General features: G+C 57.7%; 12 protein-coding genes. 6 read left to right on the forward strand and 6 right to left on the reverse strand.

Annotated features, from left to right (window positions below; all coding sequences use genetic code 11):
• Positions 1 to 55: 55 nt before the first annotated feature.
• A complete protein-coding gene (locus tag ABNF92_RS18415; RefSeq protein ID WP_291907034.1) occupies positions 56 to 1384 on the reverse strand; it encodes a carbohydrate porin in 1329 nt (442 codons plus the stop codon).
• Between the two features lie 275 nt (positions 1385 to 1659).
• Positions 1660 to 2532, reverse strand: a complete 873-nt coding sequence (locus ABNF92_RS18420) for a MurR/RpiR family transcriptional regulator (protein WP_069183306.1) — start codon at positions 2530 to 2532, stop codon at positions 1660 to 1662.
• A 211-nt stretch (positions 2533 to 2743) separates the two neighbouring features.
• On the opposite strand from ABNF92_RS18420, the gene zwf reads away from it, so the two are divergent.
• From zwf to ABNF92_RS18435, 3 genes are read left to right on the forward strand one after another with little or no spacing between them, the layout of a single operon-like run.
• A complete protein-coding gene (gene zwf, locus ABNF92_RS18425; protein WP_136630105.1) occupies positions 2744 to 4219 on the forward strand; it encodes a glucose-6-phosphate dehydrogenase in 1476 nt (491 codons plus the stop codon).
• Positions 4212 to 4925 (forward strand): 6-phosphogluconolactonase, encoded by a 714-nt coding sequence (gene pgl, locus ABNF92_RS18430; RefSeq protein ID WP_349344112.1) that lies wholly within the window; start codon positions 4212 to 4214, stop codon positions 4923 to 4925. Before zwf ends, pgl begins: the two co-directional genes overlap by 8 nt.
• Before the next feature lie 29 nt (positions 4926 to 4954).
• A complete protein-coding gene (locus tag ABNF92_RS18435; RefSeq protein WP_069183684.1) occupies positions 4955 to 5602 on the forward strand; it encodes a bifunctional 4-hydroxy-2-oxoglutarate aldolase/2-dehydro-3-deoxy-phosphogluconate aldolase in 648 nt (215 codons plus the stop codon).
• Positions 5603 to 6140: 538 nt separating this feature from the next.
• Here ABNF92_RS18435 and pyk read toward each other — a convergent pair.
• Complete coding sequence (pyk, locus tag ABNF92_RS18440) at positions 6141 to 7589, reverse strand: pyruvate kinase (RefSeq protein WP_349342951.1); 1449 nt, start codon at positions 7587 to 7589, stop codon at positions 6141 to 6143.
• A 68-nt stretch (positions 7590 to 7657) separates the two neighbouring features.
• A complete protein-coding gene (gene gap, locus ABNF92_RS18445; RefSeq protein WP_349342952.1) occupies positions 7658 to 8662 on the reverse strand; it encodes a type I glyceraldehyde-3-phosphate dehydrogenase in 1005 nt (334 codons plus the stop codon).
• Positions 8663 to 8831: 169 nt separating this feature from the next.
• Here gap and edd point away from each other — a divergent pair, with 169 nt between their 5' ends.
• Complete coding sequence (edd, locus tag ABNF92_RS18450) at positions 8832 to 10652, forward strand: phosphogluconate dehydratase (RefSeq protein ID WP_349342953.1); 1821 nt, start codon at positions 8832 to 8834, stop codon at positions 10650 to 10652.
• Entirely contained in the window at positions 10649 to 11614 is a 966-nt protein-coding gene (locus ABNF92_RS18455; protein WP_349342954.1) for a glucokinase, read from the forward strand. Before edd ends, ABNF92_RS18455 begins: the two co-directional genes overlap by 4 nt.
• A gap of 21 nt (positions 11615 to 11635) precedes the next feature.
• On the opposite strand, the gene ABNF92_RS18460 is transcribed toward ABNF92_RS18455, so the two are convergent.
• Complete coding sequence (locus tag ABNF92_RS18460) at positions 11636 to 12376, reverse strand: nitroreductase family protein (protein ID WP_349342955.1); 741 nt, start codon at positions 12374 to 12376, stop codon at positions 11636 to 11638.
• 92 nt (positions 12377 to 12468) lie between these two features.
• Between ABNF92_RS18460 and ABNF92_RS18465 the strand changes: the two genes are divergently transcribed.
• On the forward strand, positions 12469 to 13089 hold the full coding sequence (locus tag ABNF92_RS18465; protein ID WP_349342956.1) for a uracil-DNA glycosylase family protein: 621 nt from the start codon (positions 12469 to 12471) through the stop codon (positions 13087 to 13089).
• On the opposite strand, the gene glpD is transcribed toward ABNF92_RS18465, so the two are convergent.
• Positions 13090 to 14592: a glycerol-3-phosphate dehydrogenase gene (gene glpD, locus ABNF92_RS18470; RefSeq protein ID WP_349342957.1), complete on the reverse strand. Its 1503-nt coding sequence runs from the start codon at positions 14590 to 14592 to the stop codon at positions 13090 to 13092.
• Between the last annotated feature and the right edge of the window lie 3 nt (positions 14593 to 14595).

A 14595-nucleotide genomic window follows, 5' to 3' on the forward strand; every position in this document is an offset into this window, starting at 1 on the left:
GGGCCGGCAAAAGCCGGCCCAGAGGAGGTCCAACGAGAGTGTGGGTTTTAGAGCCTTACCACCAGGCTTCGATCTGGGCGCCGATCTGGATATCTCCATCGACACCTTCACCACCGCGGGCTCCTTCGGCTTCGTCACCAAAGAAGGTTGCGGCGTAGGCACGGATGACCGGGCGCGCCCAGTATCCGGGGCCAGCTTGCCACTGCTGGGCGATTGCGAATTTACCGAGATCCTGGGATTCGGTGAACCAGGGGCGGTCGGTATCGCTGTAGCCCACTTCGATTGCGGTGCTCATGACTGGCGACCAGTTGTAGATCGGGCGGGCAACGATGCTCAGGCGTTCGCCGTCTTTGGCGGACGGGTCATGAGATTCAGCCTGCTCGTAGACAACTGAGTGGCCGAGGTCCCAGCCTTTGCCAAGCTTGATCACACCGTGGTTGAGTACGCGCCAGCTGGATTCGAAGTAGCCGGCCACGTTGCCGTTGTCTACCCGGCCGCCACTGGCATTCTCTGCCAGCGCAAAGCCCATGGAATCGGCGCCGTACTGAACCGCGAACTTGTTGAAACCGCCCATCACGCCGGAAGAGAACTCGGCAGTGAAGAAATAGCCGTTCTCATCATTTATTCCGGCGTCCTCCTGGGCGTCGGTCAGGTCGGCCATGGCGTAGATGCCGATCAGCTCCAGATTGTTGCCGCCTGCGAGAGGGAAGGAATAGCGCACGTCGACCTTGTTGTTCTGGACAAAGTTGTCACCGTCGCTGGTATCGGAGTTGGTATAGGCCAGCGAGAGTTGGCCGGGGCCCGCGGTGATGTTTTCGACACCGGCACCGTAGCCGGCGTTACTGACATAGAACAGGTCCAGCTGGTGGATATCCTTCCGCTTGTAGAATCGCTTACCGGCCCACAGGGTGGCCCCGGGCAGTGATTCGATCACGTTATTGGCGGATACATAGAGCTGGCGAAGTGCAATATCACCACCGCCGTAGGGGTCGGAACTGTTCGACGTGGTTTCCTGGTTACCAAAATCCACGTTGTTGATGTTGTTGAAGCCGTTCAGGGCCTGGTAGTCGTTGCCCTGGCGGTTGGCACTGTAGGCCAGCATGGAATCAAAACGGAAGGTTTTGCCGTCCTGGCTGAAGAGTTCATCACCCAGTGACAGTTCAGAATAGGTGTCGCACTCATCGGCCAGGCGACCAACATAGTGGCCGGTGGAACCGCTGCCGAAACAGGTTTGCTCGCCACCGCTGCCAATATTGGTGGACACGCCGGCCCGGGCATAGCCATGGAAATCGACAGCAACGGCTGGCGTTGCCAGGACTGCGGCGGTGATTGCGGCAGCCAGGGGAAGCTTGTTTGCGGTAAAGCGCATTTTGTTTTGCATCATCTGTGTCCTGTGCTTTTTATCTTTTTTAAATGTCAGGGAAGCGGAATCTCCGGATGCCGAGATTGGATTGGCAATGGCCGGATCAGGCTTCCGGTTCCCGCGATTGCAGCTTCTGCCAATCAGACATTGGGAAACCGGATTTCATAGTGTTGTAACCTAGGAGGTAGTACATCATCCGCCCCGAAGAATTTGGGGGGGGAGTTTTCAGGGGGAGGAGGGGCGTAGGAGGAGGAGCCCCTCTGTTGTTCGCTTTGCTATCTTTCTTTTGGTTGTATTCAGCTCGGCGGAAAGCGTGTTGGTTTGAGGCTTTCCTTGATCTTCTTGAGGTGCCCGAGGAAATCCGCGCCGCGTTTGAGGGTTACACCGGTTGCCAGGATGTCGATAACGCTGAGGTGAATGATGCGTGAAGACATTGGCATGTAGACCTCGGTGTCCTCCGGAGCGGTCACGCCCAGTACCACCGTGCAGCTTTCCGCCAGGGGTGAGTCGGGGTTAGTGATGCCAATCACAGTGGCGCCGTTTGCCCGCGCCAGTTGCGCGATATCGACAGTTTCCCGGGTGCGGCCCGTATAGGAAATAAGGACGATTACGTCACCGACGTTGGCGCCGGCCGCAACCATACGTTGCATCAAGGCGTCGTCGTAAGACATCACCGGGATATTGAAGCGGAAAAACTTGTGCTGAGCGTCCATGGCCACAGCCGCAGATCCGCCCATGCCAAAGAAATTGATCTGCTTGGCCTGGATCAGGTAATCGATCGCGGTGGCCAGGGCTTTCGGGTCGAGCGCCTGCCGGGCTTTGTCCAGGCTGGCAATGGTACTGAGCATGATCTTGTCGGCGAATTCGGCAACGGTGTCATCCGGCTCCACATTCTGGCCGATGTAAGGGGTGCCGGTGGCAATGCTCTGGGCGAGGCGGATTTTGAAATCCGGGAAGCCCGTGGCAGAGAAACCCCGGCAGAAGCGGTTGACCGTTGGCTCGCTTACATCGGCGGCTCTGGCCAGTGCAGCTATGCTGTAACGGGTGGCCGCGCTGGGGTCGCGGAGAATGGCCTCGGCCACTTTGCGCTCGGATTTGTTAAGGCTGTCCAGCCTGGACTGGATGTCCTCAAGCAGATTGTCGTCACGGTGCGCCTGGTTCGCGGCCATCAATGGTACTCCCTGAATCATGGGCGGTCGGTGTCTTGAAAACGCGGTGATTATACCGCTTTTTTACCGGTTTTGGGGTAGTAAAAGTATCACGAAAAGCAGTTTTTTCTTGGAATATTGATTTTTGAATGTCATTATTTGTTTAAAATTACTACATTGAGTCCGGTCGTCGATTTTTTGCGACGGACTGCCCACCAGAGAGAAGGAACCAATGGTCAACAAGATCAATACCCGTTGTGACCTCATGCTATTCGGAGCGTTGGGGGACCTCGCCCAGCGAAAACTGTTTCCGGCGCTGTACCAGCTGGAGCGAGCCAACCTCCTGGCCGACGGTAGCCGGGTGCTGGCCATTGCCCGCACAGAGGCGGATACCGAGACCGTGCGCCAGCAGTTGTTTGACAAGCTGAAGCAGCATGTAAAGCCGGAGGAGTTCGACGGTGAACTGGCCAAGTCTTTTCTGAAACGGGTTGATTACCAGATTCTGGATTTTAACGAACCGGAGGCCTTTGGTGTGCTCAACGATTGGCGGGATGACGCCAACAATGAGCTCATCGTATACATGGCCACCCCGCCGTCCATGTATGGTGTTATAGCCCGAAACTTGCGCTCCGCCAGTTGCTGTACCGAGAAGACCAGGGTGGTGGTAGAGAAGCCGATCGGCCACGACCTGGAGTCCTCAAAGGTGATCAACGATGAGCTGGGCGAGGTCTATAACGAGAATCAGCTGTTCCGGATTGATCATTACCTGGGCAAGGAAACCGTCCAAAACCTGATCGCCCTGCGATTTGCCAACAATCTGTTTGCCTCGCAATGGGACCAGAATCATATATCCCATGTGGAAATCACGGTGGCCGAGAGCGTGGGCATCGAGGGTCGGTGGGGCTATTTTGACAAAGCCGGCCAGATACGGGACATGATCCAGAATCACCTGTTGCAGCTGCTGTGTCTGATTGCCATGGATCCGCCTTCCGATCTGTCCGCGGACAGTATCCGGGATGAAAAGGTAAAAGTGCTCAAGGCGTTGAAGCAGATAACGCCGAACATGATGGACAGCTATGTGGTGCGCGGGCAATACACCGCCGGCACCAGCAACGGCAAACCGGTGCCCGGCTATCTGGAAGAGGAAGGTGCGAACAAGGGCAGTGCTACTGAAACCTTTGTGGCCCTGAAAGCTGAAATCGATAACTGGCGCTGGTCCGGCGTGCCTTTTTACATTCGCACGGGCAAGCGCCTGCCGGAGAAGCTGTCTCAGATAATCATCCACTTCAAACCGGCCCCGCACTACATCTTTGATCCCGACCAGAAACACCTGGCCAACAACAAGCTGATCATCCGACTGCAGCCCGATGAGGGCATGGCCCTGAAGATCCTCACCAAAGACCAGGGTCTGGACAAAGGCATGCGCCTGCGCCAGGGCCCGCTGGAGCTGACATTCTCGGAGACCTTTGCCACCGACCGGATACCCGACGCCTACGAGCGTCTGCTTTGGGAGGTGATGAAAGGCAACCAGTACCTCTTTGTCCGCCGTGACGAGGTGGAGTTCGCCTGGCGCTGGGTAGACCAGGTTATCCAGAACTGGAAAGACAGCGGCGAACCGCCCAAGCGTTATGCCGCTGGAACCTGGGGGCCGGTTGCCTCCATCGCCATGATCACCCGGGATGGGAGGAGCTGGTATGAAGATGTCTGATCTGCGCTTGCCCCAGGGTGTTCTCGACTGTTCAGGTGAAACGCCTGAGGCTGTGGCCCTGAATCTTGCGGATGCGGTTGCAGAGTTTCTGGCTGCCCGCCTGAGAGAAGCGCCCAGGGCGAGCCTGGTGGTATCCGGCGGCTCCACGCCGCTGCCATTTTTCAAGGCGCTTTCCAGCAAGAATCTAGAATGGGGCAGGGTAGACGTCCTGCTGGCGGATGAGCGTTGGGTGGACGAAAGCGATGACGCCAGCAACACCCGTCTTGTTCGGGAGAATCTGCTGCAGAACCAGGCGGCGTCGGCCCGATTCCTTTCGCTCAAACAGCCCGGTGCCACACCTGCCGAAAGCCTGGAACGGGTCAAGGCCGAGCTGGCGGATCTGGCCCTGCCCATCGACGTGCTGATTCTCGGCATGGGCAACGACGGCCACACGGCATCGCTGTTCCCGGACGCACCGGAGCTGAAGGGTGCCATGGATCCCGAGTGTCGGGACATCGTCGCTGCTGCTACACCCGAGTCGCAACCCCAAAAGCGCATTACACTGACCTGGCCGACTCTGAGAGATGCCCGCTTCAAGGCGCTGCATCTGAAGGGCGAGGACAAGCTGCAGACACTGAAGCGTGCCCTGTCAGAACCGGATAAGGTTCTCGAGATGCCCATCAGAGCTTTCCTCAAGCCTAGCCTCCAGCTGTTCTGGAGCCCCTGAAACGCCCGACCTTTGTTATGGAGAAAACAATGAATCAACTTTCCGACTACCATCGCGAGCGCGTCAGGGCAGTACTGCAATCCTCACCCCTGGTGCCAGTTATCGCTATCCAAGAGCTCGAAGACGCCGTGCCGCTTTGTCAGGCACTGGTTGATGGCGGCATCAACGTCCTGGAAATCACCCTGCGCACCGAACACGGCCTCAAAGCCATCGAAGAAGTCCGCAAAGCCATCCCGGACGCCTGGGTGGGCGCAGGTACCGTGACCAGCATTGCGCAGTATCGGCAGGTGGAAGCCGCTGGCGCCCAGTTCGTGATCACTCCGGGCGTGACCGAAGCCATCCTGGAATTCGGCGTGACCTCTGAAGCGCCTTTGTTGCCCGGCATCGCTACCATCTCCGAGATGATGGTGGGCTATAACCTCGGCTACCGCGAATTCAAATTCTTCCCTGCCGAAGTCGCCGGCGGCATCCCGGCCCTAAAAGCCTTCAGCGGCCCCTTCCCGGATGTCACCTTCTGCCCAACCGGCGGCATCCGCCGAAACACCGCAGCCGACTACCTGGCCCTCGGCAACGTCCAGGCCGTTGGCGGCACCTGGTTGACCCCTGCGGATGTGGTGGCGGCCAAGGACTGGGCACAGATCACCGAGATCGCTCGAGGAAGTCTAGCTGATCTCTGACTGTGGTTATTTCCCGTTTAGCCTGCTTCCTGGGAGGTTTCGCCCTTTGGGGCGGGGCTCCCGGGAAACGCTACGAGCACATCCATGTGCGCTTGGCGCTGGCCATCCATGGCCAGCGACATTCCCGGGAACCCCGCCCCAAAGGGCTTGCCAAACTTTTCGATAACGCCGGTAGGCAACGTGATTTCGTTGTCTCGTAGTTTAGTAGGTCGGATTAGACAAAGGCGTAATCCGACAATCGATCTTTAAGCTCGGAAACCCAAGCGAGATCCGTCGGATTACGCCTGCGGCTCGTCCGACCTACATTATGCTCTCAATGCTAGAAAAGCTGTTACACACCGATAACTGAAAAACTTCGGGAGAGGGAGTGGGGTTCCCCTTTCCAAAAATGTCTGTGGCCAAGGATGGCCACAGCCAAGCGCACATGGATGTGCTCGTAGCGGTTTTTGGAAAGGGGAGCCCCGCTGCCGATTCGCACATTGCCGCAGGCTACAAGGCCATACACCAATCGACTAAGGGCTGGAAAGAAGGCTTACATTCAGCGAATATCAGAACCAACCCGAACAATCTTCATGGTATTGGTCCCACCCTGGGCATTCACATAATCACCCTTGGTAATCACCACCAGATCACCATCCTTGACTGCCCCCCGGTTCACCAGCTCCGACACCGCCAACGCATTCGTCCGCTCGTTCGGGATCTTGGCAGAATCGAAAGGCACCGTCTGAACGCCCCGGAACAAAACGACCCGATGCTGCGTGGAGTGGTGGCGCGAAAACGCAAAGATCGGCAGGCTCGACTTTATGCGCGACATCAACCTCGGTGTGGCGCCGGTTTCGGTCATACAGATGATTGCTGAGACGCCTTCGAGGTGGTTCGCTGCGTACATGGCGGAAAGAGCGATAGCTTCATCAACTTCCTCCATGCTCTCGTGAATCCGGTGCTTGGACTGATGCATGGATGGATGCTTCTCGGCACCCAGGCAGATGCGCACCATGGCTTCCACGGCTTCTTTTGGATAATCACCCACCGCGGTCTCGGCAGACAGCATCACCGCATCGGTGTAGTCCATCACCGCGTTGGCAACGTCTGAAACTTCGGCTCGTGTTGGCATCGGGCTGGTGATCATCGACTCCATCATCTGCGTGGCCGTGATCACCGCGCGGTTAAGAACCCGGGCGCGGGAGATGATGTGCTTCTGTACGCCAACAAGCTGGGCGTCGCCGATTTCCACGGCCAGATCGCCGCGGGCAACCATCACCGCATCGGAGGCTTCGATGACCGCGTCCAGGGCTTCCACATCGTCGGCAAGTTCCGCCCGTTCTATTTTCGCGACCAGGCCGGCGTCAGAGCCTGCCTCTTTCAGCAGGCGCCGCGCGATGTGCATGTCTTCGGCAGTACGCACAAACGAAACCGCCACGTAATCCGCGCCGAGTTTGGCGGCTGTGACGATGTCCTGCTTGTCCTTTTCTGTCAGTGCTTCAGCGGACAAGCCGCCGCCACGCTTGTTCAGGCCCTTGTTATTGGAGAGCGGGCCGCCAATCAGAACCGTCGAGGTGATGCTATGGTCGCTCACCGACTGAACTTCCATCTCTATGCGGCCGTCATCGAGAACCAGTATGTCGCCCGGTTCCACATCTTCGATGAGTTGCTCGTAATCGATCCCGACTCTTTCTTCGGTACCGGCCTCCTTGTCCATGGCAGCGTCAAGGATAAACGTCTGGCCGGCCTGAAGGGTGACCTTGTTCTCCGCAAAGCGGGCGATGCGAAGCTTGGGGCCCTGCAGATCGGCGAGCAGCGCGACGAACCGGCCCTGGGCTGCAGCCGCTTCGCGGACACGGCGGGCTCGCCCGATGTGCTCCTCGGCGCTGCCGTGGGAAAAGTTCAGTCGGGTAACGTCTACTCCGGCGGCAATTATAGCTGCGAGGGATTCCGGCGAGTCAGTGGCGGGGCCGAGGGTGGCGACGATCTTGGTACGCCTGAGCATGGTTTGTGTCCTTTGGTTCTTCAAAATGGTCTCGAACAGGGTAGCGGAATCAGCTGGGCCGACCAGTTTTACTGGCCGGCCTTGATCAGGGCGAGTGCATTATCCAGCATGCGGTTCGAGAACCCCCATTCATTATCGTACCAGGCCATGACCTTTACGTGACGGCCCAGAACGCGGGTGTGGTTGGCGTCAAAGATGCTGGAGAGCGCGTTGTGATTGAAGTCCACGCTGACCAGCTTCTCGATATTATAGCCAAGAACCGGGTTCTGCTCGGCCGCCGCTTTCACCGCTTCATTGACTTCCTCTGCGGTTGTCTCCCGGCTGGCAATGAAGCCGAAATCCACCAGTGACACATTGATGGTGGGAACGCGAACGGCCAGGCCATCGAGTTTGCCGTCCAACTCCGGAATGACCTTGCCAATGGCGGCAGCGGCGCCGGTCTTGGTTGGGATCATTGACTGGGTGGCTGAGCGTGCCCGATAGAGGTCGGAATGGTAGACGTCGCTCAGCTTCTGATCGTTAGTGTAGGAGTGGATGGTGGTCATCAGGCCACTCTCGATACCAATGGTCTTGTGCAGGGCTTCAACCACCGGAGCCAGGCAGTTTGTGGTGCAGGACGCATTGGAGATGATGTCGTGGTCGGCGGTCAGTGTTTCGTGGTTCACGCCGTATACCACCATGGCATCCGCATCAGGGCTGGGTGCCGAGATGATAACCTTGCGGGCGCCGGCCGTCAGGTGTGCAGCCGCCTTGTCGCGTTTGGTGAAGAGGCCGGTACACTCGAAAACGACATCAACACGGTGGTCTTTCCAGGGCAGTTCTTCGGGGTTGCGGAGAGCGGTAATGGCAATCCGGTCCCCGTTAACGGTCAGGGATTCTGCGTCGTGACTGACGTCGGCGTTAAATCGGCCATGAACGCTGTCATACTTGAGCAAATGAGCGTTGGTTTCGGCGTCGCCAAGGTCGTTGATGGCAACAACCTGGAGCTGGCTCCGGTAGTTATTTTCATACAATGCTCTGAGAACATTGCGACCGATGCGGCCAAAACCGTTGATTGCGATACGGATTGTCATCGTCTGACTCCTTGGGTGGTCGTTTTTTGTTCGTTTAACCTCAGCAATGTAGTAAATATAACAACAAAAAAAGAATAAATGAACGATTAAACGGTGGTAATGCTAAAAAAAGAAAGTAAAATTACATCTAAAAACGACCACTCTAATAGATTATGCAATGGAGCCCACCATGCACCCGACCGTAGACAAGGTTACCCAGAGAATTATTGAGCGCAGTCGCTCAACGCGGCAGGATTACCTGAACCGCATGAACGCTCTCAAAGCCCAATCCCCGCACCGGAGTTCTCTGTCCTGCGGCAATCTGGCCCACGGTTTTGCGGCCTGTAGTCAGGGCGACAAAGACACCCTGAAGTTCATGAACAAGGCCAATGTGGCCATGGTAACGGCCTATAACGATATGCTTTCGGCCCACCAACCTTACGAAAAGTTCCCCGATGTTATTCGGGAGGCGGCCCGGGGGATGGGGTCCGTGGCCCAGGTGGCCGGAGGCACGCCTGCCATGTGTGATGGCGTAACCCAGGGCCAGCCGGGTATGGAGCTGAGCCTGTTTTCCCGGGACACCATCGCCATGAGTACGGCCGTGGCCCTGAGCCACAACATGTTTGATGCCACGCTGCTATTGGGCATCTGCGACAAGATTGTTCCGGGCCTGCTGATCGGCTCGCTGAGCTTCGGCTATCTCCCTACCATTCTGGTTCCGGCAGGCCCGATGCCTTCAGGGCTGCCGAACAAGGAAAAACAGCGGATTCGACAGCTTTACGCCGAGGGTAAGGTTGGCAAGGAAGAATTGCTGGAGGCCGAGAGCAAGTCCTATCACAGCCCCGGCACCTGCACGTTTTACGGCACCGCCAACAGCAACCAGCTGTTGGTCGAAGTCATGGGGCTGCATTTGCCGGGATCGGCTTTTGTAAATCCCAATACCCCGCTGCGCGAAGAGCTCACCCGTGCCGCAACCGAGCAGGTGATCAAATTGTCGAAGCCTCACGGAGGCGAGCTTGGTCTTGGCGATATGGTGGATGAGAAGAGCATCGTCAATGCGCTGGTAGCGCTGCTGGTTACCGGTGGCTCCACCAATCACACCATTCACTGGATCGCCATTGCCCGGGCTGCCGGTATCATCATCGACTGGAACGACTACGCCGAGCTTTCTTCCGTAGTCCCCTCCATGACCCGCATCTACCCCAATGGCCAGGAAGACGTGAACGCGTTTCACGAGGCGGGAGGTACCCCGTTCCTGATCCGGGAGCTGCTGAGCGGCGGGTACCTGCACAATGACGTGAACACGGTCGTGGGCTATGGCCTTGAGCGCTATACCGAGATGCCGGAGCTGGAGGATGAGAGGCTGGTGTGGAAGCCGGCGCCGGAAAAAAGCCTTCGCCCGGATGTGCTGAGCCCGGTTGCGGAGCCGTTTGCACCCGATGGTGGGCTACGGGTGCTCGATGGCAATCTGGGCCGGGGCGTGATCAAGGTTTCTGCCGTTGCTCCGGAACACCGGATAGTTGAAGCGCCGGCCGTGGTGTTCAACGACCAGAACGAACTAAAGGCAGCTTTCGAGGCCGGCGACCTGGATCGGGATTGCATTGTGATCGTGCGGTTCCAGGGACCCAAGAGCAATGGCATGCCAGAGCTGCACAAGCTTACCCCTTACCTGGGCGTGTTGCAGGATCGCGGGTTCAAGGTCGGACTGGTGACGGATGGCCGTATGTCCGGCGCGTCGGGCAAGGTGCCCGCGGCGATCCATGTCTACCCGGAGGCGCTGGATGGCGGGCCGCTGGCCAAGGTCAAAAATGGTGACCAGGTTTGTCTGGATGCCGAAAAGGGGATTCTTGCCGTCCGCGTGGATGAGCAGGAGTTTGCCGGCCGGGATTCTGAAAATGCGGACCTGACCGGGTATCATCACGGCTATGGTCGGGAATTGTTTGGCTGGATGCGACGTGCGGCCAGCAATCCCGAGGAAGGCGCCAGCTTTTTCTGGAATCATGAGGCATGACAGAAACACATTACTCACTGGTCGGTGACATCGGCGGCACCAATGCGCGTTTCGCACTGGTAGAGAAGGGCAGTGTGCAGCCCGGGGCTATCGAGATTCTGCCCTGCGGGGAATACGCCAATCTCGATGACGCCGTGCGGGATTACCTGGCCCGGGTCGGAGTTTCAGAGGTGGATGGAGCCTGTCTGGCTGTTGCCTCACCGGTTCGAGGCACCCAGGTTCGCATGACCAACAATCACTGGCGCTTTGATATCGAAGAGGTCCGGGCGCAGTTTGGCTGGTCCAGGTTCAAGGTGATCAATGACTTTACCGCCATGGCGCTCGGCGTTCCCCATGTTCCGGACGAACACCTTGTGCATGTGTGTGGTGGGCCGGGCGACAGCCGTCGCCCTCGACTGGTTATGGGGCCTGGAACCGGGCTCGGTGTTTCGGGCCTGGTGCCCATTGAGCATGGCTGGGTACCGTTGATGACCGAAGGCGGCCACGTGGATTTCGCCCCCACCGACGATACCGAAATGGCGGTGCTGCGGATTCTCAAGGCCCGATTTGGGCGGGTGTCGGTAGAGCGTATTCTTTGTGGTCAGGGCCTGCTGAATCTGTATCAGGCCCATGCCGAGATCCAGGGCGTGGCCGCACCGCTGGATGCGCCGGAAAAAATCACCGCGGCTGCGGTGGAAAACACCGACAGCCTGGCTCGACACACGCTTCGCCACTTCTGTGAAATCCTCGGTCGGGTAGCCGGCAATGGGGTTCTGACCCTGGGTAGCACCGGCGGTGTTTATCTCTGCGGTGGAATCCTGCCCCGTTTCCTCGATTTCTTTCTGGAAAGTCCCTTCCGGAACGGCTTTGAGGATAAAGGCAGAATGCGCCCGCTGCTCGAGTTCACGCCGGTCTATGTGGTTACTGAGCCGTACACCGGGCTGCTGGGCGCTGCCGAGGCACTGGGCAATCCGGAGGTTTGATGCCGGATTGCCTTTGCTGGTTTAGAGGTAGTGGACCAGCTGGCTCTGATCGAAACGGTACTGGCGGTTATACACACCGTTTTCCGCCCGGCGGCCGGCGGCCAGTACCATGGTCACCAGTCCTTTTCCGGGCAGGTTGAGCAACTTCTTCACCCTATGCTCGTCGAAACCCTCCATGGGGCAGGAATCATAGCCATGGGCCCGGAGCGCGAGCATCAGGTTTTGGGCCGCCAGGGCGGTGGATTTGGTGGCCCAGATTTTCATCTCGCAGGTTGAGTAGGGGCCCCGGGGGACAGGCCGGGTGATTCCCACGGCAAGGCCTGCCGCTTTCTTCGCTAACCCCAGAATCCCGAAGGGGCCCTGGTTGTAGTGAATGGGGGCGACTTTGCGGTAGTACTTTTCAACGATCGGCGGCAGTTTTTCTTCTGGCCAGTCTTCCAGGGCTTGCCGGGCATGAGCTCGCCAGCTATCCGGTCGGGCCACCACCACGACCAGCGCGGCGGCGGTTTTCGCGGCATTCTGGCCAAGGCAGGCGTGGGCAAGTTTCGCCTTAAGCTCCGGAGTGCGGACAACGAAAAATTCCCAGGGCTGAAGGTTGCTGGAGTTTGGGGCAAGTGTTGCCAGCTCGAGGCAATCCTCAAGCACCTTCTCCGGAATAGGCTCATCGGTGAAGCGCCTGATGGAGCGGCGGGTGCGAACGACTTTTCGGAACTCCTCGACATCAATTTCCGGCAGAGGAAGAGGGCCTGCTTTGGCATTCATGGTGTGTCCTTCGAGACTTGTTGTGTCGTGATTGTGCCTCTATCGTTACGGGAAATGCCCGTTTATGCAATCACCCTGACAATGGAACGTTCATGAAAGAGGATCTCTCCCTGCTTCCCTTCGACGACCTGGTTCGGCGCGTGCGGGCGTGTACGATTTGTGCGGACGTTCTTCCACGTGGCCCAAGGCCGGTCATCCAGATATCGGAAAGCGCCCGCATTCTGGTGGTCGGGCAGGCGCCGGGCAGGCGGGTGCATGAAACCGGGTTGCCCTTCAATGATCCCAGCGGCGATCGGCTTCGACAATGGATGGGAATAACCCGGGATACCTTTTACGACGAGCAAAAGCTCGCCATCCTGCCCATGGGGTTTTGCTATCCGGGTACCGGCAAATCCGGGGATCTTCCACCGCGACCGGAGTGCGCGCCGGCCTGGCGCAACCTGTTGCTGGATCGTCTGCCACACATAGGGCTGACGCTGGTCATCGGGCAGTATGCTCACGCCTGGCATCTTCCGGGTACCGGCAAATCCGTTACGGAAAATGTCAGGCGGTGGCGGAATTATTGGCCAGATCTGGTGCCCTTGCCGCACCCGAGTCCCAGGAACAATGGCTGGTTACGAAAGAATCCCTGGTTCGAGAATGAGGTGGTCCCGGGTTTGCAGCTCCTGGTCAATAAAATGCTGGACGCGGATGGTCGTTCTGGAATCGAATGATCAGTGACGGGGTAGTGCTGTCTCCTTCAGGTAGTCTCGCAGTAGTTCCCTATTCTCATTAGAGATGTAGAGGCCTTGCTTGGTTCGTCTCCAAAGTACATCGTCGGCGGTAATGGCCCATTCATTGGCAACCAGATAATCCACTTCGCTCTGGAAGAGAGTTGGTGTGAAAGCCGTTCCAATGTCAGCCAGAGAATGGTTCCCCTCAAGAAAATCGAAGGTGCTGGAGCCGTAGGTTCGCACATAACGTGATATGGCCGCATCGGGCAGCCACGGGAATCGTGTTTTAATCTGCGCTCCGAGTCCCTGCTGATTCACGAAGTCGCCTCCTGGCAAAACCGCGCTTCGGGTCCACGGTTGCCCGGCATCAGGAAAATAGTCGCAAAGCCTGTTCGTAACGGCTTCTGCGAGCTTGCGGAAGGTGGTGATTTTGCCACCGAAGACTGAAATCAGGGGGGCAAGGGCAGCGCCCTCGCTGACCTCGAAAGAATAGTCCCTTGAAGCCTTCTGGGCCGGCTCCTCCTCATCGTCCATGAGTGGCCGAACACCTGAGTAAGACCAGATCACATCAGAGGTGTCGAGCTGCCGTTTAAAATAGGTGTTCACAATATCCAGGAGATAGTGAGTCTCCTCGGGGGATATGCTGGCGGCTTTCGGGTCTCCGTCGTATTCAACATCGGTGGTGCCGATGAGTGAGAAATGGTCTTCGTACGGGATCACAAAGACAATCCTGTCGTCCTCATTCTGCAGGATGTAGGCTTCCGTACCCTGGTTCAGGCGGGGCACAACAATGTGGCTACCTTTGACCATCCTGATCTGTTTCGGCGCCTTCATGCTGAGGCTCTCGCCGAAGAGACGGCTCACCCATGGCCCGGTGGCGTTGATAATGACTTTTGCCGATATGGTTTTTTCTGAATCGGAGAGCACGTCTTTCAGTGTGGCGATCCATCGGTCCTGGCCGCGCTCTGCTTTCACGCATTTCGTACGCGTCAGGATTTGTGCCCCTTTCTGTTCTGCTTTTTTAGCAGTCAGAACGACCAGCCTGGCATCGTCTACCCAGCCGTCCGAGTACTCGAAACCCTTGGTTATTTCGGGTTTGAGGGGAGAGTCCTCTTCAAAAGAAATTGATCGGGAGCCGGGGAGGATTTCCCGTTTTGCAAGGTGGTCGTACAAAAACAAACCGGTACGAATCATCCAGGCTGGCCGTAGATGAGAGCGGTGAGGAAGCCTGAACCGCATGGGCCACATGATGTGCGGAGCGTTTCGTAACAGCGCTTCGCGCTCTGCAAGGGCTTCCCGGACCAGGCGGAACTCATAGTGTTCGAGATAACGGAGGCCGCCGTGAATCAGTTTGCTGCTACTGGAGGAAGTGGCAGATGCGAGGTCATCCATTTCACAAAGCAGGACCTTTAGGCCTCGTCCTGCTGCATCCAGCGCGATGCCAGAACCATTCACCCCGCCGCCAACTACAAGTACATCGTAGACATCCTGATCTTGTGCCACTTT

This window comes from Marinobacter sp. MMG032, assembly GCF_040112695.1.
Lineage (GTDB): Bacteria > Pseudomonadota > Gammaproteobacteria > Pseudomonadales > Oleiphilaceae > Marinobacter > Marinobacter salsuginis.